The sequence below is a fragment of the Nannocystis sp. genome, assembly GCF_016714285.1.
Taxonomy (GTDB): Bacteria; Myxococcota_A; Polyangia; order Nannocystales; family Nannocystaceae; genus Nannocystis.
Genome location: NZ_JADJNN010000009.1, coordinates 138,640 through 163,768 on the forward strand (window position 1 = coordinate 138,640; position 25,129 = coordinate 163,768).

The following is a 25,129-nucleotide window of genomic DNA, read 5'->3' on the forward strand; positions in this document are numbered from 1 at the left end:
GGGGGCGCAGGGGCGAGGCGCTGGAAGTGCTCAATGCTCGTTGGTGCCCGATGCCCATAAGGCGCGAGTATTGTCGGCGGTGTAAATGACCAAATTGCCGTCATCCTGAAGCGCCAGGAACGCGCCGGGGTTGCCGTGCGTGTTCGTCGACCACCTCGGGTGGAAGCCTTCCATCGATGTCGGGGAGTACGAACCAATATTAGGGCTAGTCCAATAGAGGACAAAATTGCCATCGCCTTGCATGAGCAATTTTCGCGCCCGCTTCTCGCCACCCATCGTGTTCGACGCCCAGAGCGCTTTGCGTCCCGACGACCGATACAGCACGAGGTTCCCGTCCCACTGATGGGCCAGGTAGTACTTCAGACTCGGAGAGTGGGGCAAATTGCTCTCGTAGGCATCCATCACGGGCAACTCGAAACCGGCTGCCATTTTCGAGTAGGGGACGCCGTGAAACCGACCTGTGGGGAGGTTCATTTTAGTCATGCGCTCGTGAGTCCTTGAAGGGTGATTTGCAAGTCTTGCGCGGTTAGCGGTCCGCTCATTCCGGAACGTTTGACGCGGAGTTGCGTGATGGCCAGGTGATCGCGGGGTGGCTCAGGGGGCGAGTTTGCGGGCCTCGTCGCGGTCGATCGACGAGGCGAAGGTGCCGAGGAGCACGTTCCACTTGGGGTCGGTGATCTTGTCGCGCAGCAGCTTGAGGGCGGTCATCTTGTCGCTGCTGTAGGCGAAGAGGTCGAGGATCGTCCGGGCCTCGGCGGCGCTGAGGCGGACGTTCTTGGCGGTGAACTCGAGGGCCGAGAGCCTGTCCGCGGAGAAGGACTCGGCGTTGATGGCGGCGACGACCTTGTCGAAGTCGCTGGGGGCGGCGGGCGGCGTGGTCGTGGTGGTGACGGGGGTCGTGGTGGTGGGATCGGTGGGCGGGGGAGATGCGGGCTGGCGCTTGGCGGCGGCCTCGCGTTCGGCGGCGGCGGCGGCCTCACGCTTGGCGGCGGCCTCACGCTCGACGGCGGCGGCGGCCTCGCGCTTGGCGGCGGCCTCGCGTTCGGCGATGGCGAGGGCCTCGGCGGTCTTCTTGGCCTCGGCGATGCTCTCGTTGGAGACGAAGGCGAGGACGCGGGCGGCGTAGCGGACGGAGCGGCGGACCGGGGTGGTGGTGACGCACCAGGCCTCGGTGCGGATCGGCATCGGGGCGTTGCCGAGGCTGCCGTAGGCGAGGCCGGCGGACTGCATCGCCATCGCGTTGGCGTTGCCGAGGGCGTCGTTGCGGGCCCGCTGCTCCGAGCGGAGGTTGTCGCTGCGGCCGACGACGTAGACGCCGCCCTCGGCGGTGGGGACGGTGGTGGCCCAGCTCGGGCAGGTGTCGACGGCGCCCTGGGCGTAGGCGGTGGGGTTGATCTTGAAGGCGAAATAGACGGGGTTGGCGAACTCGGCGACACGCTGCCATTGCGCGGAGCTGTCGAGGCCGCCGGAGCCGCTGATGCCGCTGCTCGGGTTGGTGCCGGAGGCGTTGACCTTGGTGTCGCGGGCGGCGCTGTGGAGGAGGGAGCCGGTGCCCTGGATGAACTCGCCGATGAAGCGGTCGGTGCATTGGTCGGGCTGGGCCTTGCAGCAGGCGGCGAAGGCCTCGGGGTCGGCGATCTCGGCGACCATCTTGCCGGTCAGCACATAATCGGCGCGGGCGCTGCGGCTCTGGCTGTGGCTGGCCGAGACGTCGGCGACCACCGGGATGCCGATCCGCGCGGCGACGGCGGTGCTGACCGTCAGGTCCTCCGAGAAGTGGACGCCGCCGCCCTCGATGAAGCGGGTGGTGATGTGCTTGGAACAGGCCAGGGCCAGGGTGTTCGATTCATCGAGGTCGGTGACGCCGGCGGGGACGAAGCGGCCGACGTAGATCGATGGGTCAGTGTCGAAGGTGTTGCGCAGGTAGACCGAGGCCGAGGAGACGACCGTGGCCGACTGATTGGCGAGCCGAGCCGTGCCGCAGGCGGCGAAGAGGGCGAGGAGGGGCAGCAGGGACTGTCGCACCGGGGAAGTTTCGCACTGCCACTGGCGACGCCGGCGCGCGCAGCGAATGACGAAGCACACGGGTCGACGTGCGCGCTCGCGCGCTCGCGGCGGATCACATCTTCAGTCGGGGCGCGGGGCGGTGGTGGCGGGGTGCCGGATGGCGCGCAGCAGCACGACGGGGATGACGACCAGCATGACGGCCTGGATCAGCCCGAGCAGGGGGCTGACGGCGGCGAAGCCGAGGATCTTGTCGGCGCCCGAGTGCGGGTGGTGGGCCCATTCGGCGGTGTGCAGGAAGCTGACGCCGAGCGCCAGCACGCACACGCCGGCCCAGATCTTGGCGAGCAGGGACATCGGCAGGGCGGCGACGCGGATCGTCAGCAGGGCGGCGATGGCGATCGTCCACACGAAGTAGGCGAGGGCGACGGGGCTGGTGAATACGTGCAGGTGCTCCGGGCCCATGCAGGCGGTGCTGACGGCGAGGAACACCGCGATGCCGACGGCGAACTCGGCGAGCAGCGGGGCGACGGGGACGCGGCGCAGGGCGGTGGGGGTCTCGGCCTGGGGGACGCGCAGCATCAGGAGCAGGCTCAGCGGGACGAGGGCGATGCCGAGGTTCAGCAGGTAGAACTCGCCGGGGTCGTGGTAGCGGCTCTCGGTCCAGGGGTTGGCGATGGTGATGAGCAGGGTGCTGACGAGGGCGCCGATCAGGGCCTCGCCGCGGCTGAGGGCGCTGGGTGCGAGCTCGCCGACGCGGCGCTCGAGCGCCCGCAGGCCGAGGTAGGCGAAGCAGAGCATGCCGGCGGTGTTGACGAGGACCGCGAACATGGCGTCGCCGAGCAGCTCGGGGCCGAGGTTTTCGGCGCGCATGAGGGTGCCGGCGGGGATGAAGGACTCGAGCAGGAGGTGGGACGCGGCGGCCTGCGGGAGGAGGGCGAGCACGCCGAGGGCGCGGGCGGGCAGCTCGAGCGCCAGCAGGGCGCCGGCGAAGGTGAGCGGCACGAGCACGCCGGTGAGGGCCATGGCGAGCATGCTGGGGCTGCGCTGGCGGCCGAGGGCGAGGCCGGCGAGCTGGGCGAGGGCGGTGAGGAAGGCGCTGGCGGCGAGGGCTGCGGCGAGCAGGCCGAGCGCGGGTAGGACCTGACCGACGGCGAGGGCGGCGGCGAGGAACAGGATCAGCTGCGGGGCGGCGAGCAGGGCGACGACGGCGGCCGGGCCGAGGCTGAGGCCGAGGACCAGCTCGCGGGCGGACAGGGCGGTGCCGGTGAGCGGCTGGAGGGTGTTGTCGTGGACCTCCTGGGCCATCTGGGTGCCGGCGATCACGGGGGCGAAGAGCATGAGCAGGAGCATCATCATGGCGCCGGCGACCAGGCCGATCACGCGGAGGGCGTCGGCGGCGGTGAGCGGCGAGCGGTAGAGGGTGAGCTCGGGGCGGAGGTCGTTGGCGATGATCGTGCGCAGCTGCTCGGCGAGGAGGTCGTTGGTCCAGGCGACGTAGCCGCGGATGAAGGGCCGCTGCGGGAGGCCGTGGCGGGCGCGTAGGGCCTCCCACGCGTCGTGGAGGGCGGGGTCGACGGCGTGCAGGAGGGCGGGGTCGTGAGTGATGAGGCTCAGGGCCTCGGACATGCGCTCGTGGACGCGGTGCTCGGCGTAGCCGCTGGGCTCGAAGCGACCCTCGGCGATGCGGAGCAGCGTGGCGTCGTCGCTGAGGCGGTCGGCGGCGGCCCGGAGATCGTTCAGGTCGTACTCATCCTCGGCGAAGATCTTGTAGCGGAGCAGCTCCTGGACGTGGCGCGGGTGCTCGAGCTTGAAGCCGACGCGCAGCTCGTGCTCGAGGGGGCCGTCGCCGAGCGCGAGCCAGGCGCCGAGGATCACGGACAGCAGCGCGAGCAGCAGGGCGACGGCGCTGTAGCGCAGCTTGCGGCCGCCACGGAGGGCGCGCGAGACGAAGGGCAGGGCGGCGGCGTGGAGCTTGCGTGACATTGGGGCGTCCTCTTGCTTCGCGTCGACCCGGCGTCAGGCCACGCGATCGTCGGAGATGCGATTGTAAACGTCCTCGAGGCGGCTGCGTACCCGGCTGACGGTGACGACGCGGACGCCGGCGGCGCAGAGCTCGGCGAGGATGTCGGCCATCAGCTCCTCGCCGCCCTGGACCTGGATGGAGAGGGTCTCGCAGCCGTCCTCGACGCCCTCGGCCTCGACGAGGACGCGGCGGCGGGCGAGCAGCTCGCGGGCCGCGGGGCCGCCGGCGAGCAGGCGGAGCTGGTAGACGAAGCGGCGGACCTCGTAGCGCTCGATGATGTCGGCGACCTCGCCGGCGACCACCAGCTTGCCTTGCTGGAGGATCACGGTCTGATCGCAGAGGTCGTCGAGCTCGCGGAGGATGTGCGAGGAGATCAGCACGGTGACGCCGCGCTCGCGGGTGCGGGCGAGGATCGATCGCAGGTCGCTGCGGCCGCGCGGGTCGAGGCCGTCGGCGGGCTCGTCGAGGATCAGCAGGCGGGGGCCGTGGAGCAGGCAGCGGGCGATGAGGAGGCGCTGGCGCATGCCCTTGGACAGGGCGCCGGCGGGGTGTCGCGGCGCTCCGTGAGATCGAAGGTGGTGAGCATCTCGTCGATCGCGGGCTCGAGCTCGGCGGGCGGGAGCTTGAAGCACTGGCCGAAGAAGCGGAGATACTCGGCCGGCGACATATGCTTGTAGAGCGGGTTGCCGTCGCCGAGGAAGCCGATCTGGCGGCGCAGGGCGGTCTTGTCGGGGCCGGGTGTAACGCCGTCGAAGGCGATGCTGCCGTCGCTGGGCGCGAGCACCGTGGCGAGCATGCGCAGGGTGGTCGACTTGCCGGCGCCGTTGGGGCCGATGAGGCCGACGATCGAGCCGCTGGGGATGGTGAGGGTCAGGCCGCGGACGGCCCAGCGCTCGCCGTCGTAGGTCTTCCCGAGGTCGCGGAGCTCGACGCGCATGCGTGGCCGGCAACGTATCACAGGCGCGGGAGATTCCGGCTACAGCTCGCCGTCGCGAGGCCACCACAGCAGCACGAGCGCGAAGGTGGTGAGGCCGCAGGCGGAGAACACAGCCGGGGCGCGCGCGGGGGCGAGGGCCGCGGTCACGGCGGCGAGCAGGAAGATCAGGGCGGGGGCGGCGAACTGGCGGCGGAAGGTCAGGGCGGTCACGGCCGAGCAGGTCGCCATGATCAGGAGGTCGACGGCGAGGGTGTTTGGCGGCGGGGTGGCGTGGGCGAGGCCGAAGAGGCGGTGCGCGAGCACGGCGACGAGCGCGAGCAGGACGGCGCCGATCAATTGTCGGTTGGCGCGGTTCTGCTTGAGGCTGCGCCAGAAGCCGGCGACCAGCGCGGAGAGCAGGACCAGGACCGCGATCATGAAGACCACGAGGTCGCGCGGGGTGAGCTGAGAGGGGGCGGCGTCGGGGCGGAGGAACACGTAGGTGTCGACGCCGAGGGCGATGACGAGGAGGCCGACCGTGACGACGCGGCGCTGGCGACGACCGACGCGGAGGTCGTCCTCGGGGTCGCGGGTGTGCTCTCGCTCGAGCGCGGCGAGCAGGGCGTCCATGTCGGGCCAGCGGTCGGCCGGGGCGCGGGCGAGGCCGCGGAGCAGCGCGGCGAGCAGGGCCGGCGGGAGCTCGTTGGCGGGCGGTGCTTCCGGCGGCGCGGTGAGGCGGTCGGCCAGCTCCGGGATGCTGCTGGCCGGGAATGGTGGCTGTCCGAAGAGACAGGTGTAGAGGGTGACGCAGAAGCTGAACTGGTCGCTGCGGGCGTCGCCGCGCTGGCCGGTGAATTGCTCGGGGGCCATGAAGGCGGGGGTGCCGGCGAAGCCGCGGCGCTCGCCTGGTTCGGCCTTGCCGGCGACGAGGCGGGCGAGGCCGAAGTCGACGACGCGGACGCGGCCGTCGTCGCCGACGAGGATGTTGTCGGGCTTGAAGTCGCCGTGGACGATGCCGATCGCGTGGGCGGCAGCGAGGCCACGGCCGGCCTGGAGGAGCACGCCGAGCAGGGTCCGCCAGCTGCGCGGGGCCTGGCGGGCCCAGGCGCCGAGCGGGGCGCCCTGGACGTGCTCCATCACCAGCAGCAGCTCGCCGGCGTGCTCGCGCAGCTCGTGCAACTGGACCACGTTGGGGTGCGAGAGGCGGGCGAGGGCGCGGGCCTCTTCGCGGAGCTCGGCGCTGTCCCAGGGGACGGCGTCGGCGAGGCGCTTGACGGCGACGGTGCGGTCCAGGGCCAAGTCGCGGGCGGCGTGGACCGTGCTGGTCGCGCCGGCGCCGATCTTGCCGAGGATCACCAGCTCGCCGACGCGGGTGCCTTCGGACATGTCCGTGGGGACAGGTTCAGAGGTGGCCGGCGGTGGTGGTCGGTCGTGGGCGAGCAGGCGGGCGAGGGCGTCGTGCAGGGCCGGGTCGTCCAGGCCGGCGAGCAGCGCCGCGCGGCCGGCCGCGTCCAGCGGGGCGGCCTCGTCGAAGCAGGCGGCGAGGCGGGCGGGGTCGACGGGCACGGCGGTGGTTATGGCACGGGCGGCGGGGGTCGTGGGGCGGCGGGAGTATGATGATTGTCGGGGTCGGGCGGCGGCCACGCGGGGAATGTTGGTACTTTGATATCGGGGCGACCCCGATGTCGTGAGGATCGACGACCCGACGCCGGAGCTGCGGCGCTTCGTGGGCCGTGATCGCGCTCGCCGGGGCGGTCCGGGTCGGGGTAGAGTGGCGCATGGCCGACGAGAAGCCCGTGAGTGTGTCGAAGGTGGTGGCGGGGCTCGGCGGGGCGCTGCTGATCGCGGCGTTCTTCCTGCCGATGGTCAGCGAGGAGGGCCGCGGGGAGGTGCGCCGCGAGATGTCCGGGGCTCGGGGGCTGCGCGCGCAGATCGAGTCGTCGCGCGAGATGGCCGCGGTGCAGCCGCTGGTCGAGCCGGCGCTGCAGGCGATGGAGGCGTTCATCGAGACGCCGAGCCTGCTCAAGCTCTCGGGGCTGGCCGCGGCGTCGACCGAGCTGCTCGGCACGGCGGCGGACCTCGGGGTCGACAAGGCGGACGAGATGCGGCTCGCGGCGCGGCTGCTGTCGCTGGCGCGGGTGAGCCTGTGGTTGCTGCCGCTGGCCGGGCTGGTGCAGCTGCTGGTGCCGGCGATCTCGCGGCTGCGCGGGTATGCTGGCGTGGGTCGGCTGCTGGCGCGCTTCTTCTTCGGGCTGGTGTTCGCGCTGGTGGCGATGGTGCCGCTGGCCGGGGTGTCGGAGGCGCAGCGGCCGTTCATCGGCCCGGCCGTGTGGTCGCTGTTGACGGGCTCGGTGCTGATGATGGGTGCGAGCGTGGCCGGTGTGACCCTGCGCAACTGGTGGATGGTGGTGCTCGGTGACGTCGTGATCCTGTTCGGCGTCGTGGGTGGGCTCGTCAGCCTGGCCCAGGCGCTGCGCTGACGCTGGCGCTTCAGGGTTGCGCCGGCGTCGGCTGCGGGAAGCGGGTCTGGGCGTCGCGCAGGGCGGCCTCGAAGCGGGCGCGGTCGCCGGTGCTCTGGAGGTGGCGCAGCCAGGCCTCGTGCACGCGGGGCTCGTCGGGGGTGCGGGCCAGCATGCGCGGGAGCACGAGCTCGGCGAGGGTCGGGACCCTGGCGAGGGCGTAGAGCGGGCCGCGGGCGGGGGCGAAGCCGGGGTCGGCCTCGTAGGCCTGGACGAGCAGCTCGGCGGCGGCGGCCGGGAGCGCGGCGAGCTCGGTGATCGGCGCCGCGGGCCAGCTCGGCGCGCAGGTAGAGGTCGGCGGCGGCGGTGTAGCTGCGCACGCCGGCCTGCAGCTCGCGGGTCGGCGCGCCGGCGAGGAGCACGGTCGGCTCGGGCGGGCGCAGGGGCAGCAGCGACTCGAGGTTGCGGGCGCCGAGCTCGGGGTCGTCGAGGTAGGCGGTGGCGGGGGCGTCGAACAGGACGCGCGGGCGCAGGTCGGTGTTGCGCGGGCCCTCGCCGGCCCAGTCGCGCAGGGCTGTCCCATCGGCCAGGTAGGAGGCGAGCAGGTCGCGGAGGTCGAGGGTGGCGCCGGGGGTCGCGGCGAGGGCATCGAGGGTCTCGCGGCGCAGGCGGAGGGCGGGCGCGTCGGGGGTCGGGACGCGACCGACGAGCGCGAGCGAGGGGGTGCGGGTGTTGTAGATGCCGAGGAAGGCGTGGACCTCGGGGAACACGGCGAGGTAGGTGCGGACGACGGTGCGCAGCTCGTCGGGGCCGAGCTGGTAGAGCGGGAGCCACTGGCAGAACACGGCGCCGGGGCGCAGGTGGTCGCGGACGGCGGCGAAGTGCTCCTCGGCGTAGAGCGAGCCGGCGCCGTCCTGGCCGGGGTGGAACAGGTCGGCGAGGGCGAGGTCGTAGCTGGTCTGGCTGGCGACCACGAAGCGGCGGGCGTCCGCGGCGTACAGGGCGGTGTTCGGGCGGGTCGCGAGGTCGTGGTTGATCGCGGCGAAGCGCGGGAGGACCGTGAGCAGCTCGGGGACCAGCTCGACGCCGTCGGCCTGCGCCGGGCTCATGCGCAGCGCGGCGCCCATGGTCGCGCCGGTGCCGATGCCGAGGAACATGGCCTTTGGGACAGCCCCGTCCGTGGTCGGTGGCGCGCTGGCGGCGGCCAGCATGCTGCACAGCTGGCCCATGCGGTGCTCGCCGAAGCTGAAGGCGCCGCCCATCTTGAAGTGCTTGCCGACCTGCAGGCGGCGCAGCGGCGGGGCCTTGACCGCCGGAGTGCCGGGCTCCTGGCGCTCGCTGACGAGGACCAGGCCGTGCAGGGTCTCGTGCTGCTCGAGCGTGGTCCAGCCGGGCTCGCTGGCGAGGAGGGCGAGCGAGCGGGGGCCGGCAGTGGTGAGGGCGACCAGCGCGAGCGCGCCGCCGACGAGCAGCGCGGGGTGGAAGCGGCGGTAGTAGCCGAACAGGCCGAACAGGCCGAGGTAGAGGTAGAGGACGGCGTAGAGCGCGTCGGCGTAGCCGGCCCGGGGGATCGCGTAGAGGCCGAAGAGGAAGGGGGCCAGCGCGCCGCCGAGGGTGTTGAGCGCGTAGGCCCGGCCGACGCCGCGGCCGGCGGCGACGAGCAGGCCGGTGACGTGGGCGAACAGGGCGCCCATGACCAGGGTGGCGGGGAGGAACACGAGGGCGGCGATCGCGAGCTCGGCCGCGACGGCGCGGGCGAGGCTCGAGTGGTCCGGGGCGAGGGCGGCGAGCAGGTCCGGGGAGGCGTGCAGGACCAGCGCGGCGGGGACGACGAGGGCGGCGAGGCTGGCGAGCAGGGCGAGGGTGACGCCCGCGGGCCGGCCCGCGAGCGCGCGGGCGGCGAGGCGCTGGTAGATCGCGGCGCCGAGGGCGTTGCCGATCAGGAACACGGCCAGGATGTTGGCGAAGGTGTAGACCGTGTTCTCGAGGTTCTGCGCGAGCACCTGGACACCGACGACCTCGAGGCCGACCGCCGCGAGGCCGCTGCCGAAGGTGAGCGCGAACAGCAGCCAGGGCTCGCGCAGGAGGTCGGGGTCGGGGTCCCGGCTGGTGTCGATGACGGATGGCTTTGGGGACAGGTCCGTGGGGACAGGATGGGCTGGCTGTTGGGACAGGTCCGTGGGGACAGGATGGGCTGGCTGTTGGGACAGGTCCGTGGGGACAGGATGGGCTGGCTGTTGGGACAGGTCCGTGGGGACAGGCTGGGCTGGCCGCGGGGACAGGTCGCGGCCGGCGGCCCAGTGGTGGGCGAGGGCGGCGGCGGCCAGGCCGAGGGCGGCGGGGACGAGGGCGCCGAGGGCGTAGCCGAGGGCGGGCAGGACCAGGTAGACGGCGAGCAGCACGCCCGCGGTGGCGCCGGCGGTGTTGGCCGCGTAGAGGCGGCCGAGGCCGCGGGGGTCGGCGTCGTCGGCGAGGGCGCGGCGGCGGGCGACGACGAGGGCGGCCAGGGTGGCGCCGAGGCAGACGGTGCCGGGCAGGAGGACGAGGGTGGCGACCAGGACGGCGACGACGAGGCTGGCGCCCTGGTCGCCCGCGGTGATCGGTCCGAGCAGCGGCGGGAGCGAGCGGGACAGGGCGTGCAGGAGGAAGGGCGAGGCGACGGCGAAGCCGGCGGCGACGAGCTCGAGGGTGACGAACAGGCGGACAGGGTTGTGCGAGGTCTCGGCGCGGCGGTGGAGGGCGGCGGCGCCGAGGGCCATGCCGCCGAAGAAGCCGGCGAGGGTGGCGAGCACGCCGACGGTCTCGCTGCCGAGGGCGAGGGTGAGGAGCCGGGTCCACAGCAGCTCGTAGCCGAGAGCGGCGGCGCCGGAGAGGAAGAAGGCGAGCAGCAGGAGCGCGTCGCTGGTCTTTTCGCGGGTCGGCGAGGTCATGCGGCGCTGCGACGATCGGTGCTGTGGGTCGGCGAGGTCATGCGGCGCTGCGAGGATACACGCGAGCCCCGCCCGCATGGGTTGCGCGCGTGGCAATTGCGCGAGTGTTCTCACTTGCAACGACGTGGGGCACGTCTACCATCGGCCGCGTGAAGATCGCTGTCATCGGTGGTGGTCCTGCGGGGCTGTACTTCAGCCTGTTGATGAAGAAGGCGCGGCCGGCCTGCGAGGTCACGGTCGTCGAGCGCAACCGTGCCGACGACACCTTCGGCTGGGGCGTGGTGTTCTCGAACGAGACGCTGGGCCACTTCCGGGAGGCCGACGCGGAGAGCTTCCGCCAGATCACCGAGGCCTTCGCGCGCTGGGACAACATCGACACCTATTTCAAGGGCGAGGTGATCCGCTCGGGCGGGCACGGCTTCTGCGGCATCGCCCGCCGGCGCCTGCTGCAGATCCTTCAGGAGCGCTGCGTGGAGCTCGGGGTGCGGCTCGAGTTCCTGCGCGAGAGCGAGGCGCTGGCCGAGTTCGCGGGGTACGACCTCGTCGTCGCGGCTGACGGGATCAACAGCAAGATCCGCACGGCCCACGAGGACGTGTTCCAGCCGACGATCGAGCCGGGCAAGGCGCGCTTCATCTGGCTCGGCACGACCCGCCGCTTCGAGGCCTTCACCTTCATTATTCGCGACAGCGAGCACGGGCTGTTTCAGGTCCACGCGTACCCCTTCGACGCCGAGACCAGCACCTTCATCGTCGAGACCGACGCGGAGACCTGGCGGCGCGCGGGGCTCGACGCGGCGAGCGTGGAGGACAGCGTCGCGTACCTCGAGGCGCTGTTCGCCCCGGAGCTGCAGGGCCACCGCCTGATGACCAACAAGTCGGCGTGGATCTGCTTTCGCACGATCTCGTGCAAGACCTGGTGGCACGGCAACACGGTGCTGATCGGCGACGCGGCGCACACGGCCCACTTCTCGATCGGCTCGGGGACCAAGTTGGCGATGGAGGACGCGATCGCGCTGGTCGCCGCGTTGGAGCGCCACCCCGGCGAGGTGCCGGCGGCGCTGGCCGACTATCACGAGGGCCGCTGGCTCGATGTGGCCAAGCTGCAGCGGGCGGCCCGGGTGAGCCAGGCGTGGTTCGAGGACATCTCGCGCTACAAGCACATGGCGCCGGAGCAGCTGGTGCTGAGCATGATGACGCGCAGCAAGCGGGTGACCCACGGCAACCTGCGCGTGCGCGACGCGGGCTACGTGGCAGGGGTCGACCGCTGGTTCGCGGCCCAGGCCGGCGCGAGCGCGGGGCCGCCGATGTTCGCGCCGTTTCGCCTGCGTGAATTGACCCTGCACAATCGCGTGGTGGTGTCGCCGATGTGCCAGTATTCGGCGGCGGAGGGGCTGATCAACGATTGGCACCTGGTGCACCTCGGCGGGCTGGCGCTCGGCGGGGCGGGGCTGGTGATGACGGAGATGACGGACGTGTCGCCGACCGGGCGCATCACGCCGGGCTGCGCCGGGCTGTACGCGCCGGAGCACGCGGCGGCGTGGCGGCGGGTGGTGGAGTTCGTGCACACGCGCTCGGCGGCGAAGATCGGGGTGCAGATCGGCCACGCGGGGCGCAAGGGGGCGACGCAGAACCAGTGGGACCGGCCGGACCTGCCGCTGGCGAGCGCGCAGGCGTGGGAGCTGCTGGCGCCGTCGCCGATCGCGTGGGCGCCGGGCTTCGCCACGCCGCGGGCGATGGACGAGGCCGACATGGCGCGGGTGCTCGCGGACTTCGTGCGCACGACGGAGCTGGCGGCGGAGGCGGGCTTCGACCTGCTCGAGCTGCACATGGCCCACGGATATCTGCTGTCGAGCTTCATCTCGCCGCTCAGCAACAAGCGCGAGGACGAGTACGGCGGCGATCTGGCCGGGCGCATGCGCTTCCCGCTGCGGGTGTTCGCGGCGGTGCGGGCGGCGTGGCCGGCGGCGCGGCCGATGTCGGTGCGGATCTCGGCGACCGACTGGATCGATGGCGGATTGACGGGCGACGACGCGGTCGAGGTCGCGCGCATGCTGCAGGCGGCGGGCGCCGACCTGATCGATGTGTCTACGGGGCAGACCTCGCCGGAGGGGCGGCCGGTGTATGGCCGCATGTTCCAGACCCAGTTCAGCGACCAGATCCGCAATACGCTGGGGATCGCCACGATCGCGGTCGGGAACATCAGCGACTGGGATCAGGTCAATACGATCGTGGCCTCGGGGCGGGCCGACCTGTGCGCGCTGGCCCGGCCGCACCTGCTCGACCCGCACTTCACGCTGCGGGCGGCGCTCGAGCAGGGATATCGCGGGCCCGGGGTGGTGTGGCCGCCGCAGTATCTGGCGGCGCGGTAGGCACTGCGATGGACCCGCTCTCGCGCCTGTGCACGAGCTGCGGCCTGTGCTGCGACGGCAATCTCTTCACGCAGGTGCCTCTGTTGGCCGACGAGGTCGCCCTGCTCAGGCGCCGCGGGCTGCCGCTGCTCGCCCGCGGCGATCGCCTGCCCGTGGTGGAGCAGCGCTGCGCGGCGCTGGCGGGGAACTGCTGCACGATCTACGACGAGCGTCCGCAGGGCTGTCGCGGCTATCGCTGCATGTTGCACGCGGCGCTGGCGGCCGACGAGGTCGGGCTCGAAGAGGCGCTGGCGGTGGTCGTGCAGACGCAGGCGCTGCTGGGCGCGCTGGCGGACGCCTTGCCGCCGGGCCATGGTGCGCCCCTGCGGCGGGCGCGGGTGGAGGCTCGCGCGGGCACGCTGACGGCGTCCGCCAGCGCGGCCGTGGGCGCAGCGGCGCGCCAGATCGGCCGCCACTTCGATCGCGAGGCCGGCCGCGTGGCGACGACCGGGTGATCCGGCGCGGTCGCGTGCTGATCGGCGCGGCCCGCGGGCGCGGGGATCGGTTAGGATGCGGCGTTCTCTCGTGGAGGTTGGTGATGCAGAGATTGGCGCTGTGGGTGGTGGCGGTGGGTCTGGCGAGCGGGTGCGGCGATTCGGGCGGCGGCTCGGCGGGTGACACGACCAGCGCGGCGAGCACGGGCAGCAGCGGCCCGGCGCCGACGACGAGTGATGCCACGGGCACCGGCGACGCCGGAACGAGCGGCGTCCCGACGACCGGGGTCAGCGAGGGCCTGACGACCAGCAGCGGCGACACGACCGGCGCGGGCGAGGCCAGCGACGCGACGAGCAGCGGCGGCACGAGCACGGGTGAGGTCAGCAGCGGCAGCAGCAGCGGCGGCGACGCGAGCACGGGCGAGCCGGTCAATCACCCGCCGGTGTGGGATTCGCAGCCGAAGGTCGACGTGGTGCTGGAGGACGTGTACATCAGCAACTTCACGCCGAACCAGATCTTCCTCGCGTCGTCGCGGACCGACGAGATCCGGGTGCACGACGCCGAGACCCTGGCGCTCGTGCTGACGTGGACCCACCCGGCCTTTAGTAAGGTCAATTCGCCGGTGTACACGTATGGGCCGAACGGGACGGCCTTCAACGAGCGCGGAAACCTCGTGGTGGCCGCTTACGCCGATTTTGTGGAATTTAGCGACTACGGGATCGAGTACAAGGTCTATCCCAAGATGGCGGCGGAGGCGACGGAGAACATCATCTTCGACGCGCTCGGCAATCTCTATACCACCACCGCGACCGGCGGCACGGACAAGCTCAATCAGTACAGCGCCAAGGACTACGCGTTCAAGCAGACGATCGCGCTGCCGCCGGGCGCGGGCCAGCTGACGGGCATCACCTTCGACGGCAGCGGCCGGCTCTACGTCGCCAGCCAGACCGGCAACGCGATCCACGTGTCGGACGTGAACGTCGACTTCGAGGTGTTCACGTGGGTGCAGAAGCTGAGCGGCGCGGGCAACCCGGGCAACTTCGAGGGCCTGCAGTTCAACGCGACCGGCGAGCTGGTCGCGGCCGCGGGCGACCTGGTGCGCTACGACGTGATGGGCGGGGTGAAGCTCGGCACCTTCGACGACCCGAAGGATGCATACCCGGTGCCGCTGCGGGTCGACAACAAGGGCAATATCTACACATCGGACTACGAGAACGGCTCGGGCACGGCGCCGGCCGACATCTTCAAGTTCAGCTCGGCCGGCGACCCGATCGCCAGCATCAATGACCCGGGCCTGTTCGGCCCCTTCGGCCTCGCCATCTCGGGGACGGTGCTGGCCGGCGACCCGCCGGTCGAGTGGAGCTACCAGCTGGCGGCCAGCGACCCAGACGGTGACCCGCTGAGCTATTCGCTGGTCAAGGGCCCGGTCGGCATGATGCTCGACGATAACACCAAGATCCTGAGCTGGCTGGTGACCAGCGAGGATATCGGCCAGTACGAGGTCACGCTCGAGGTCTCGGACGGCAAGGGCGGGGTGACGCCGCAGGTGTTCGTGCTGGTCGTCAGCGCCGGCTGACAGGTTGACGACGCCGGCCTTGACAGGCCGCGGTCGCCGTGGCTTGCTCGCGCTCATGATCGCGCTTCGACGGGCGGTAGTGTTTGTGGGCACCTTCCTCGCGGGATGCTCCGGCCCGGACGACTCGGACGCGAGCATCACCAGCGCTGGCCCGACGATCACCAGCGCGGGAATGACCAGCTCGGGCACCGACGAGGGCCTCGCCTGCGTGCCTGGTGCGCAGAGCTCGTGCGCTTGCCTCGGCGGCCCGGACGGCGTGCAGGTTTGCCGCCCGGACGGCTCTGGCTACGAGCCGTGCCAGGGCTGCGACGCGGGCAGCGGCGGCGAGGAGGGCAGCTCGAGCCCGACCTCGGATACGTCGGAGAGCGCCACGACGCTCGTGACCACGGCGGGCGTGACCGAGACGGGTACCAGCGGCGACGCGCTCCCGTGCCCGGGCGGCCCCGACGAGATCGACCTCCATCAGGCGACTCTCTTCGACAATCCGCCCAACCTCGCGGACTGGCCGGTGACGACGACCCTCACCGAGATCGACTTCACCGCCGACGGCGTTCACGTCCTCTTCTCGAAGATCGATGGACCGGATCGCTGGCCCGACATTGTTCCGCCCGGGTGGGACGGTCCGCTGCAGTACACTCTCGGGATGGCCGAGTGCATCGATGGGCAATGGTATGCGTCGGCGGCGATCCAATATTGGTACGGTCTGTCGGCCTCGGGCGGCAACGTCGCGCTCGAGAATCAAGTCGCGATGAACTGGTATTACGACGCCGGGCGTTGGGGCACGCTGGCCGGCCGCCAGCCGGCGACGGGCGAGATCATCGGCATCTTCGTGGTGGCGGGGAACGCCCGCGCCGTGCACGAGGACGACCCGCTGCAGTCGCCGGTCATGGAGCGCTCGAACGTCGTGCTCGTGCCCATGCCGGACCTCAACGGGGCGGCCCACAGCTTCTGACGGGCCGCGCGGCTGTCACCGCAGCGTTGAAGCTCGCTGGCGGGGTCGCCTACGCTGGCTCCCTGATGGAGAGTGACACGGCAATGGCCACAACCCCGGTGCCTCGCTGCTCACATGGGGGTGAGCACGACCACCGCGGTCGAAAGTCCGTCGACCTGGACGGTGACGCCGTCGCTCAGCAGGGCCTGACCGGTCGCGGCGGGGAGCGGCGTGGCGTGCAGGGCCTCGGTGACGGCGTAATTGGCGGCGGGGTCGAGCTGCAGGGCGGCGGCGTCGCGCAGCTCGACGTGGACTGGGCCTGCGGCGGTGTTGTCGTTGATCACGAACAGGTAGAGGGCCGCGGGGCTGCGGCGGGCCCACGCGAGGTGGCGGATCCCGGTCGCCCGGACGGCGGGCTCAATGCCGGCCTGGTCGGTGATGAAGCGTGCGAGCGTGCGGCTATTCTGGAGCTCGTTTGCGGGCAGGATGTAATAGTCGTCCTGGTTGTAGCGGGCCCACAGGTTGGCGCCGACGAAGATCCGCCGGCCGGCGGCGTCGTCGGCGATGTATGCGACGACGTCGCCGTTGTCGCCGAAGGGCTCGGTGCGCTCCCACAGGAAGGGCGCGAAGGCCGGGCCGTCCGGGGCCTCCCAGAAGCTCGCGTACCAGTAGCTGGGGAGCTTGCCCTGATAGCCAGTGAAGTCGGCGTTGACGGGGCCCGAGCGCGACGGGCCGACCCACACCCACTGGCCGGCGGGGACCCCGGGGAAGAGGGTCTGCGAGAGGTGCGAGGAGGCGGGAGTCGGCACGAAGTCGGCGCCGCGCTGGCCGGGCCACAGCATCTGGACCAGGGTCCCGCCGGCGGCGACATATTCGGCGAGCATGGTCGCGGTGGGGTCGTCGATGAAGTCCGGGTTGGGATAGAAGACGAGGTCGAAGTTGACGAGCTCGTCGGCGGCGAGGGTGCGGGCGTCGCGGATCACGGGGTTGATGCCGGCGTGGGCGAGCCAGCCGAACAGGGCCGGCATCTCCATGGTGTAGAAGCGCTGGAGGTCGTCGAGCAGGCCACCCTGGGGTGCGGCGTAGTTTCCGTTGGCGAGCACCAGCACGCGGTCGGTGACCTCTCGTGCGGTGAGCAGATCTTGCCCGTGGGTCTGCAGCAGCGCGCCCCAGCGGGCCATGACGTCGTAGCGGCCGGTCTTGCTGCCATCGGCGGTGAGCGCCGCCTGATAATCGTAGTCTGAATTGTCGAGGTTGAGGCCGTCGCGGATCACATAGAAGCTGGCGCCCTTGAGGCCGCGGCCGATGGATCGCGCGAGCAGCTGGTCGGTGGCCGCGGGGGCGACCTTGGGGTGGCCGAGGATCGGGTAGGCGTAGAATCCGCCCTGCAGCTCGGCGGCGTAGGCGAAGTCCTGGGGCCCGGTGGCGAGGTCGCCGTGATGGTCGTAGAGGCGGGTGAAGTAGTCGGCCTGGAAGGGCTGGTCCTGGAGGTTGTTGTTGGTCGTGAATTGTTTGGGGTAGAGGTCGAGGCCAGCCACGCCGATCGCGTTCTTGGTCGGGCCGTCGTGGACCAGGACGTTGCGCAGCGGGAGGTCGTCGAACAGCAGGGTGAAGGGCGAGTCGTTGGTGAAGTGCAGGGCGGCCGGCGGGGCGAAGCCCTCGGCGACGATCATGGCCTGCAGCTCGGCCAGGTAGGCGCCGGCGTAGGCTTGACCGGCCCAGTACCAGTCGGCGTACCATGGGTTCTTCGGCCATTCGCCCGCGCCTGCGCCGGGCTTGCTGGTGGGCGGAGCGACCGCGGCGAAGCTCTTGTGGGCGGTCTTGTAGCGGGCATTCAGGGCGTCGATATCCTTGTACTTCTGCTGCAGGAAATCGCGGTAGAAGGCGAGGGCGGTGTCGGAATAATCGACGCCGCCGAAGCGGTCGCCCCAGTACAGGTTGGTCTCGTTGTCGACTTGAACGGCGACGATGCAGCCGCCCAGGTGCGGCCGCGCGACCGCGAAGGCGGCGGCGTACCAGGCCTTCACGGCGGCGAGGTAGGTCTTGTGCAGGTAGGTCGGCTGGCGCTGGGTCGCGTCGTTGGTCGGCGAGTAGGTCCACAGGGCGCCGTTGGCGTCGCGCACCAGCGCCTCGGGGTGGTTGTCCTTGAACCACTGAGGGACGGCGCCGAAGGTGCCAAAGCCGCGCGGCCACTCGCCGGTGATCAGCGGACCTGGCTTGAAGACCACGTGCATGCCGCGGCCGCAGGCCATGTCGAGGAATACGCCGAGGTCGCGCGCGCCGGTGAAGTCGTAGGTATCGGGCGCCGGGCTATGATAGTCCCAGGGTACGTAGGTGCTGACCATGTTCATGCCCGCGGCCTGCATCGCGTCGAGGGTCGCGGCCCACATCGCGTGCGTCTTCTGGACGTCGAAGTCGGGGTCGCGGACGCGAAAGTAGTGGAGGTCGCCGCCGTAGAGGAAGGTCGGGACGCCGTCGATGCGCAGGGCGTCGCCGGCGATCTCGACGTGCGGCGGCGGGTCGCCGGTGCTGCTGTCCGGGTCGCCGGTGCTGCTGCCCGTCGTGTTGGTGCTGGCGTCGGAGCTCGCGGCGCTGGTCGTTGGCGACGATGGGCCGGTGGCGTCGGTGGGGCCGGTGGGGCCGGTGGGGCTGCCGGGGCTGCTGCTCGACTCACTCGTCGTCGTCCCGCTGCCGCCGCTGTTGCCACCGCAGGCAAAAGCGAGGAGCAGGAGGGTGAGCCGAGTTCGACGCGAGGCGTGCACGGGCCGAGATTGGCGCGCATCCGCGCCGGACGGCAAGCACTGAAATGGGGTCAGGACAGCGACCGTGGGTCTCGCCGCGCGGACGGACGGCAGTCTTGCCGCCGGCTCAGGCGGTGCCAGGTGCGGGCCGGCCAGCCCGAGCTGCTGCAAGCAGGCGGCCAGCGCAGCGTCGAGGTCCAGGTCGTCGTTCTCGGCGACGGAGGCGGTGGCCTTGTGGACCTGCGCGAGCACGGCCGGCCTTCGGCATGCACCTTCACGCCGCGACCACGGTCGACGGCCCAGGGCCGCAAGCAGCTCGAGAGGGTCTGCCGCTACATGTTGCGCCCACCCTTCGCCCTCGGGCGCCGTCCAGGCGCTCCCCGATGGTCGCGTGCGCGTCCACTTCAAGGCCGCCTGGCGCAGCGGCGCCGCCCATGCCGACATGAGCGCCGACAAGTTCATAGCCAGGTTGTCCGCCCTCGTGCCGCCGCCGGGCTTTCACATGACGAGATACTTCGGTGTGTTCGCAAATCGCCATCATCTTCGCGCCCGCATCATTCCGCCGTCCCCCGTCCCGACGCCCGGGCAGCAGCTCGCGCTCGGCCTCGCGGCCTCCGCGAACGACAAGCCCGACGACGACACCGAATCCTCGCCGCGGCCGCCCCAGCATCGGCTGGGCCAAGCTCCTCGCCCGCGTGTTCGCCGTCGACGTCACCCTCTGTCGCAAGTGCGGTGGCCGCATGCGCATCCTCGAGGTCGTTGATACCGCCGACGACATCGACCGCGTTCTCCACGGCGCCCGCGCGCCACCCCGGCCCCATCCTCCCGCACAGGTCTTGTTGTTCCCCGGCTGACCGAGGCGGTCGAGGAGATCGCCTCCGGCACCCACCTCGTGCAACACGCTCCAGAACTCGATGACCGAAGCCGTCCGAGGTCGAGCTCCAGCTTCACCAACGGCTCGCGTCGTGGACCATCGCCTCTCTGGTACTCGACCCGCCACCAGAATTCCCGCCTGAAACTTCTTGACCGCGTAGAGGGCTGTGGCCGCGGCATGGTGTCATGGTGGCGGTTCGTCTGGCGGCGCACAAGCTCTTGGCAGGGCAGCGGCGGTCGTCTATCCTGCCGGCGAACATGGTTCGGGGGATCTGGCGTGGCGTGGCGTTTTGCCTGACGGGATGTGTGTATGCAAACCCGGCGTTCGACGTCGGCGATGCGAGCGGCGGCGGTGCGGGTAGCGGCGGTGCAAGCACCGGCGGCGACAGCACCGGCAGTCCGACGAGCGGTGCGAGCAGCGGCGACGGGGGCAGCGGGAGTACGACGGGGGGCGCCTGCGGGGACGGGCCGGACGCGGACAGCGACGGACAGCCCGATGTCTGCGACCCGTGCCCAGACGACGCGGCGAACGACGCGGACGGCGACGGTCTGTGCGGCGACGCCGATCCGTGTCCGACGGGCGTCGAGGCGGACGCGGACGGCGACGGGGTGTGTGACCGGGCCGACGTGTGCCCGGGGTCTGATGATGCGCTCGACGGCGACCTGGATGGTGTGGCGGACGGCTGCGATCTGTGCCCGCAAGCTCCGGACGACGATGGCGACGGGGATGGCGTATGTGGGGACATTGACAACTGTCCGATGCTGGCGAACGAGGGGCAGGCGGACGGCGACGGCGACGGGCGCGGAGATGCGTGCGATGTGTGCAAGGATCCGCCCTTTGCCGACGACCAGGCCGACTATGACGGCGATGGGATCGCGTGCGAGGCGGACCTCTGTCAGCTCGACGGGCCGACGCCGCCGAGCTATCCGAACGCGGTCGGGCCGCACGCGGAGATCACGATCGTGGACGCGAAGATCGACGGCGGGGGCAACCTCGGGGTGGTGGCGCCGGGCGCGAATATCTCGCTGCAATACACGTGGAAGGTCAATTTCTGCGAGTGCCCGGGCTGTTATACGCAGGCGATGGTGGGGATCGTGGGGCAGCCGCCGGTGCAGTGTTTCTGGAATTTGGGGGTCGAGTACAATTGTCATGGATACCAGGACACCGAGGTGCAAGGGTTCCAGGCGCCGAACCAGGCGGGGACCTATGTGTTTCGCTTTAACCGAGACTATCAGGACAATTGGTGCAACCCGAACAAGGAGCTCGATTCGCCGATCTTCGCGGCGTTCTGCGTGAAGTAGGACTCGTCGACCGTGCGCCCGCCGAGGGCACCGCCCTCGGGACAGCATGGGCGCGAGGCATCACGGCCACCTCCGTTGGTGGCGGGTCGAGTACCAGAGAGGCGGATGGTCCACGGACGCGAGCCGTTGGTGAAGCTGGAGCTCGACCTCGGACGGCTCGGTCATCGAGTTCTGGAGCGCGTTGCGCGAGGTGGGTGCCGGAGGCGATCTCCTCGACCGCCTCGGCCGAGCGAGCCACATGCAGGGGTGAGCACGACGCCGGACCGCCCGGTCAGCCGGGGAACAACAAGACCTGTGCGGGAGGATGGGGCTGGGGTGGCGCTCGAGCTGGTGGAGGCGCGTACCTGTACTTTGTTAAAGTGCTGATATTACCAAGTGATTCGCCACAATCTCTACTCCTCGACGAAGTCGAGGTCGCGGCCGAAGGTCTCCTCGAGCTGCCACACGCTCAGCAGGGCGACACTGAGGCACGCGACGCCGACGCCGAGGGCCGCACCGGGCACGCCGAGCTCCGGCTTCAGCGCCTGGAAGCTGGCGGTGAGCAGGGGCACCGCGCCGCGCACGAAGTTCGGCGCGGTGGTGGTGACGGTGGCACGCAGGTTGGTGCCGAATTGTTCCGAGGCGGTGGTGACGAACACCGCCCAGTAGCCGCTGGCCAGGCCGACGCCGGCGCAGGTGGCATAGAAGGTGGCGAGCGAGCGGCCGCCGAGGCCGAGGTAGAGGCCGAGAGTCACGGCGGTGAGGCCGATGAACAGTGCCATGACCTTGCGGCGCGACCGCAGCAGCTGGCTCAGGGTGCCGCTGGCGAGGTCGCCGAGGGCGATGCCGACGTAGGCCCAGAGCACGGCGTAGGCGGCGTTCGGGGCCGGGTCGAGGCCGAGCGCGGCGCCCATCTCGGGGGCGAGTGAGACGAGGATCGCGAACACGAACCAGATCGGCAGGCCGCTGAGGATCACGGCGAGGTAGCGGCGCAGGCGACCGAGGTCGGTGAACAGCTGGAAGAAATCGCCGCGGCGGACACCGCCGCGCTGCTGGAGGCCGGCGAACATGCCGGACTCGTGCACGCCGATGCGCAGGGCGAGCAGCAGGAGGCCCATGCCGCCGCCGACGTAGTAGGCGGTGCGCCAGTGCAGGGCGTCGCCGAGCAGGCCGGCGGCGATGCCCCCCATGAGGCCGACGCCGGCGACCACCATGGTGCCGTAGCCGCGGCCCTGGATCGACATCAGCTCGGCGACGAGGGTGATGCCAGCGCCGAGCTCACCCGCGAGGCCGACGCCGGCGACCAGGCGCAGCCACGCGTAGGTGTCGACGTCGCTGACCATGCCGTTGAGGATGTTGGCCAGCGAGTACAGCAAGATCGACCCGAACAGCACGGACAGGCGGCCGCGCTTGTCGCCCAGCACGCCCCACAAGATCCCGCCGAGCAGCATGCCGTACATCTGCATGTCGAGCAGACGCAGGCCCTGGGTGGTGAGCGCCTCGCCGGACAGACCGAGCTCGCCGAGGCTCTTCATGCGGATGACGCTGAACAGGATCAGGTCGTAGATGTCGACGAAATAGCCGAGCGCGGCCACCAGCACGGCGAGGTAGGTGGCCCGATTCGTGGCGGCTCCGGGGTCGCGCATCGCCTCCTTGGTACCACAGGTCGCCACGCGGTGATGACGCGGTGACGGCGGCCGTGTAGGCTCGCGGCCCGCGATGACCGATACGAGCATCTACCTCGATCACAATGCGAGCACGCCGGTGCTGCCGGAGGTGCTCGCGGCGATGCTGCCGTACTTGCGCGAGCACTTCGGCAACCCCACGAGCGGGCACGCCTTCGGGCGCCGGGCCCGGGCGGCGGTGGAGCTGGCGCGAGCCCAGGTCGCAATGTTGGTTGGCGCGGCGCCGGATCAGCTGATCTTCTGCTCGGGCGGGACCGAGGCCAACAACCTTGCGATCCGCGGGGTGATGAGCGTCCGCGGCGATCGCCGGCACCTCGTCACCAGCGTCGCCGAGCACCCGGCCACCGCGGCTCCGTGCACCTGGCTCGAAGGACAGGGGGTCGCCGTCACGCGCGTGGGTCTGGGCGCCGACGGGCAGGTCCGCGAGGACGAGCTGGCGGCGGCGATCGGCGACGACACGGCCCTCGTCACGCTGATCCACGCACACAACTAGACCGGGGTGATCCTGGCGGCGGCGGCGGCGGCGGCGGCTCGCCTGGCCCACGCCCGCGGCGCGTGGATCCACCTCGACACGGCGCAGTCGGTCGGCAAGCACCCCGTCGAGGTCGCGGCGCTGGGCGTGGACCTGCTCTCGATCGCCGGGCACAAGCTCGGCGCGCCCAAGGGGGTCGGGGCGCTCTACGTCGGCCCGTGCGTCACGCTCGCGCCGCTGCTGCTCGGGGCGAATCACGAGCGGGGCCTGCGGCCGGGCACCGAGAATGTGGCCAGCATCGTCGGGCTCGGCGTCGCTTGCGAGGTGGCGCGACGCGAGCTGGGCGAGCGCATCGCTCGCTTCCTGGGCCAGCGCGAGCGCCTGTGGCGAGCTCTGGCGGAGGCGGTCCCCGGCCTGCGCCGGCACGGTGAGCCGGCGAGCTGCCTGGCCAACACGTTGCACCTGCGCTTCCCCGGGGTCAGCGGGGAGCAATTGTTGGCGCGCGCTCCGGAGCTCGCGGCGTCGACCGGCTCGGCCTGCCACGCCGGCCACGGCCAGGCGCCGGCGGTGTTGCTGGCGATGGGCGTGGCGGAGCACGAGGCCCGCGGCGCGCTGCGCCTGTCCCTCGGGCCAGGTACCAGCGAGCAGGATATCGACGGAGCCGCGCTGGCGCTGGCGCGTGCGTGGCGGTCGCTGACCATGTAGCCGCTGGCCGCGCTCACGCTGATCGCGGTGAGGCGGCGGCTGGCCGCCTCGTCTGCGCGTATGCGCGAGGTGGTCGACACCGCGGGGGTGGGTCCCGTTCGCGCAAAGCGTGCGCCGCAGCGCAAGTTCTGGGCCCGTCGCGGCCTGGCGACCGGCCAGATCCCGTCGATTACCGTGGTACGTATCTTGCTCTCGACTGCTCCCGCGTCATGCAAGAGATCGTCAATACCATGCTCGAGGACTTCGACCGCGACCCGGTCGAGGCGCTCAATCGCCGTCCGACCAAGTTCGACGCCGACGGTCAGCCCGTCGGCACCGAGACCGTGTTCTCGCCGTGGGACCTCCGCGCGGGCCGCGATATCTCGGGCCGCGACCAGTCCCGCAAGGCGCTGTCCATGCTCGACCACGGCGTGCTCATCCGGCTCGGGGACATCCTGCCCGGGCGGGCGCCCTGCGCCGAGGCCGACCGCGCCGATCTGCTCGTCGATCGCCTCGAGCACCGCACGCTCGCGGCGATGCAGGCCGCCGACCTCAGCGCCGCCCGCCTCGACGAGTCGCCGTGGTCCGACGACTACTGGGCGCTCTACCTCGGGGTCCTCGGCAAGCGCTACGCCGACCAGAACTTCCCCGGCGCGGACGACTGGCAGGAGAACTACGACTATATCCAGCGCCACCCGGCGCGCGACATCGTCGCCCGCGCGGACGCCGGGGCGATCGACCTGCTCTCGCCCGCGGAGAAGTATGACATCCTGGTCGGCGACACCGCGATGGGCCTGACCCAGCGCATGTGGGCCGAGGGCAAATACTATCACGATCATAACGGTGAGGTCGAGCCGTGGATGGGCATCTGCCACGGCTGGGCGCCCGCCTCGTATTGCCTGCCGCGGCCGCAGCGCGCGGTCGATGTGCTGGCCGCCGACGGCCGCACCCGGCTGCGCTTCTATCCGTCCGATATCAAGGCGCTCGGGACGCTGCTGTGGGCCAACGCGGACACCGTCTCGCGCTTCGTCGGCGGCCGCTGCAACGACAAGAAGCCGGCGGTCGACGCCTCCGGTCGGCTGGTCTCCGAGCGCTGCTTCGACACCAACCCGGGGACCTTCCACCTCAGCGTGGTCAATCAGATCGGCGTCTGCCGCCGCAGCGCGGTCATCGACGCCACCTTCGACTATGAGGTGTGGAATCAGCCGATCCACGGCTATCGCTATGCGCTGTTCAACCCGCAGACTCGGCGCTACGTCCCGGACCTGGCAGCGGCGACCGTGAGCCGCACGGCGTACACCCGCGACCACTTCGCCGCTCACCGCGGATCGGCGGCGGTCGCGGTCGCCGGCGTGATGATGCAGCTCTCCTATGTGGTCGAGACCAACCCGAGCCACGCGCTCACCGACAGCCCGGCGCAGGACAAGCTGCGCACGGCCCGGTATCTCTACGACCTCGAGCTCGACGCCAACGGCCAGATCATCGGCGGCGAGTGGTACACGAACAAGCACCCGGACTTCCTGTGGACGCCGCCGCCGAACACGCGGGCCCGCACGCCCGCGGACGCGCTCCTCAGCGGGAGCTGGGCCGCCGGCACGCCGGTCCCGGAGGGCTGGCGACGCCCGGCGTGGCGCGCCTCGGACAGCGCGAGCCCGTCGCCGCTGGCGGCGATCGTCGAGGCGCTCATCGAGCGCTCGCGCGGGTGAAG

Annotated in this window: 17 protein-coding genes and 1 pseudogene; 9 read left to right on the top strand and 9 right to left on the bottom strand. The window is 71.3% G+C overall.

All coding sequences use genetic code 11. The annotated features are described in order from the left end of the window. Window positions 1-30: 30 nt before the first annotated feature. From IPJ59_RS17295 to IPJ59_RS17320, 7 genes are all read right to left on the bottom strand, one after another. Window positions 31-474, bottom strand: a complete 444-nt coding sequence (locus IPJ59_RS17295) for a hypothetical protein (protein ID WP_293257296.1) — start codon at window positions 472-474, stop codon at window positions 31-33. Window positions 475-594: 120 nt separating this feature from the next. Then, window positions 595-2,025: a DUF4476 domain-containing protein gene (locus IPJ59_RS17300; protein ID WP_293272543.1), complete on the bottom strand. Its 1,431-nt coding sequence runs from the start codon at window positions 2,023-2,025 to the stop codon at window positions 595-597. A 102-nt stretch (window positions 2,026-2,127) separates the two neighbouring features. Next, complete coding sequence (locus IPJ59_RS17305) at window positions 2,128-3,990, bottom strand: hypothetical protein (protein ID WP_293272544.1); 1,863 nt, start codon at window positions 3,988-3,990, stop codon at window positions 2,128-2,130. Window positions 3,991-4,023: 33 nt separating this feature from the next. Further along, the gene (locus IPJ59_RS38710) at window positions 4,024-4,554 is read right to left on the bottom strand and encodes an ATP-binding cassette domain-containing protein (protein ID WP_463673366.1); all 531 of its coding nucleotides are present in this window, start codon (window positions 4,552-4,554) and stop codon (window positions 4,024-4,026) included. Continuing rightward, the gene (locus tag IPJ59_RS38715; protein ID WP_463673367.1) at window positions 4,500-4,967 is read right to left on the bottom strand and encodes an ATP-binding cassette domain-containing protein; all 468 of its coding nucleotides are present in this window, start codon (window positions 4,965-4,967) and stop codon (window positions 4,500-4,502) included. The genes IPJ59_RS38710 and IPJ59_RS38715 overlap by 55 nt, the downstream gene beginning before the upstream one ends. 39 nt (window positions 4,968-5,006) lie before the next feature. Beyond that, the gene (locus IPJ59_RS17315) at window positions 5,007-6,332 is read right to left on the bottom strand and encodes a serine/threonine-protein kinase (RefSeq protein WP_366524625.1); all 1,326 of its coding nucleotides are present in this window, start codon (window positions 6,330-6,332) and stop codon (window positions 5,007-5,009) included. A gap of 16 nt (window positions 6,333-6,348) precedes the next feature. Then, window positions 6,349-10,431, bottom strand: a complete 4,083-nt coding sequence (locus IPJ59_RS17320) for a hypothetical protein (RefSeq protein WP_293272546.1) — start codon at window positions 10,429-10,431, stop codon at window positions 6,349-6,351. Window positions 10,432-10,484: 53 nt separating this feature from the next. Here IPJ59_RS17320 and IPJ59_RS17325 point away from each other — a divergent pair, with 53 nt between their 5' ends. The 4 genes from IPJ59_RS17325 to IPJ59_RS17340 all read left to right on the top strand — a co-directional run bounded on the left by IPJ59_RS17325 (window position 10,485) and on the right by IPJ59_RS17340 (window position 15,706). Beyond that, window positions 10,485-12,704, top strand: a complete 2,220-nt coding sequence (locus IPJ59_RS17325; protein WP_293272547.1) for a bifunctional salicylyl-CoA 5-hydroxylase/oxidoreductase — start codon at window positions 10,485-10,487, stop codon at window positions 12,702-12,704. An 8-nt stretch (window positions 12,705-12,712) separates the two neighbouring features. Further along, window positions 12,713-13,198: a YkgJ family cysteine cluster protein gene (locus IPJ59_RS17330; protein WP_293272548.1), complete on the top strand. Its 486-nt coding sequence runs from the start codon at window positions 12,713-12,715 to the stop codon at window positions 13,196-13,198. Between the two features lie 83 nt (window positions 13,199-13,281). Continuing rightward, entirely contained in the window at window positions 13,282-14,754 is a 1,473-nt protein-coding gene (locus IPJ59_RS17335; protein WP_293257270.1) for a putative Ig domain-containing protein, read from the top strand. Window positions 14,755-14,809: 55 nt separating this feature from the next. After that, complete coding sequence (locus IPJ59_RS17340) at window positions 14,810-15,706, top strand: hypothetical protein (RefSeq protein WP_293272549.1); 897 nt, start codon at window positions 14,810-14,812, stop codon at window positions 15,704-15,706. 110 nt (window positions 15,707-15,816) lie between these two features. Here the strand turns inward: IPJ59_RS17340 and IPJ59_RS17345 are convergent, their stop codons facing one another. Beyond that, complete coding sequence (locus IPJ59_RS17345; RefSeq protein ID WP_293272550.1) at window positions 15,817-18,678, bottom strand: beta-galactosidase; 2,862 nt, start codon at window positions 18,676-18,678, stop codon at window positions 15,817-15,819. On the opposite strand from IPJ59_RS17345, the gene IPJ59_RS37870 reads away from it, so the two are divergent. The 3 genes from IPJ59_RS37870 to IPJ59_RS17355 all read left to right on the top strand — a co-directional run bounded on the left by IPJ59_RS37870 (window position 18,653) and on the right by IPJ59_RS17355 (window position 20,601). After that, window positions 18,653-19,189 (top strand): transposase, encoded by a 537-nt coding sequence (locus IPJ59_RS37870; protein WP_463673368.1) that lies wholly within the window; start codon window positions 18,653-18,655, stop codon window positions 19,187-19,189. The genes IPJ59_RS17345 and IPJ59_RS37870 overlap by 26 nt on opposite strands. Then, window positions 19,122-19,280 (top strand): hypothetical protein, encoded by a 159-nt coding sequence (locus tag IPJ59_RS17350; protein ID WP_293272551.1) that lies wholly within the window; start codon window positions 19,122-19,124, stop codon window positions 19,278-19,280. Before IPJ59_RS37870 ends, IPJ59_RS17350 begins: the two co-directional genes overlap by 68 nt. A gap of 277 nt (window positions 19,281-19,557) precedes the next feature. Continuing rightward, window positions 19,558-20,601 (top strand): thrombospondin type 3 repeat-containing protein, encoded by a 1,044-nt coding sequence (locus IPJ59_RS17355; protein WP_293272552.1) that lies wholly within the window; start codon window positions 19,558-19,560, stop codon window positions 20,599-20,601. Between the two features lie 392 nt (window positions 20,602-20,993). On the opposite strand, the gene IPJ59_RS17360 is transcribed toward IPJ59_RS17355, so the two are convergent. Then, entirely contained in the window at window positions 20,994-22,226 is a 1,233-nt protein-coding gene (locus IPJ59_RS17360) for an MFS transporter (protein ID WP_293257256.1), read from the bottom strand. A 73-nt stretch (window positions 22,227-22,299) separates the two neighbouring features. Between IPJ59_RS17360 and IPJ59_RS17365 the strand changes: the two are divergent. Both IPJ59_RS17365 and IPJ59_RS17370 read left to right on the top strand, forming a co-directional pair. After that, window positions 22,300-23,442, top strand: a pseudogene (locus tag IPJ59_RS17365) (cysteine desulfurase family protein). Between the two features lie 209 nt (window positions 23,443-23,651). Beyond that, complete coding sequence (locus tag IPJ59_RS17370) at window positions 23,652-25,127, top strand: hypothetical protein (RefSeq protein ID WP_293257250.1); 1,476 nt, start codon at window positions 23,652-23,654, stop codon at window positions 25,125-25,127. The last annotated feature ends 2 nt before the right edge of the window (window positions 25,128-25,129 follow it).

Bases quoted from the DNA above. Each gene is read 5' to 3' on its own strand.
- IPJ59_RS17295 (WP_293257296.1), bottom strand. From the start codon at position 474: ATGAACCTCCCCACAGGTCGGTTTCACGGCGTCCCCTACTCGAAAATG.
- IPJ59_RS17305 (WP_293272544.1), bottom strand. From the start codon at position 3,990: ATGTCACGCAAGCTCCACGCCGCCGCCCTGCCCTTCGTCTCGCGCGCC.
- IPJ59_RS38710 (WP_463673366.1), bottom strand. From the start codon at position 4,554: ATGCGCCAGCGCCTCCTCATCGCCCGCTGCCTGCTCCACGGCCCCCGC.
- IPJ59_RS38715 (WP_463673367.1), bottom strand. From the start codon at position 4,967: ATGCGCGTCGAGCTCCGCGACCTCGGGAAGACCTACGACGGCGAGCGC.
- IPJ59_RS17315 (WP_366524625.1), bottom strand. From the start codon at position 6,332: ATGTCCGAAGGCACCCGCGTCGGCGAGCTGGTGATCCTCGGCAAGATC.
- IPJ59_RS17330 (WP_293272548.1), top strand. From the start codon at position 12,713: ATGGACCCGCTCTCGCGCCTGTGCACGAGCTGCGGCCTGTGCTGCGAC.
- IPJ59_RS17335 (WP_293257270.1), top strand. From the start codon at position 13,282: ATGCAGAGATTGGCGCTGTGGGTGGTGGCGGTGGGTCTGGCGAGCGGG.
- IPJ59_RS17340 (WP_293272549.1), top strand. From the start codon at position 14,810: ATGATCGCGCTTCGACGGGCGGTAGTGTTTGTGGGCACCTTCCTCGCG.
- IPJ59_RS17355 (WP_293272552.1), top strand. From the start codon at position 19,558: ATGGTTCGGGGGATCTGGCGTGGCGTGGCGTTTTGCCTGACGGGATGT.
- IPJ59_RS17360 (WP_293257256.1), bottom strand. From the start codon at position 22,226: ATGCGCGACCCCGGAGCCGCCACGAATCGGGCCACCTACCTCGCCGTG.
- IPJ59_RS17370 (WP_293257250.1), top strand. From the start codon at position 23,652: ATGCAAGAGATCGTCAATACCATGCTCGAGGACTTCGACCGCGACCCG.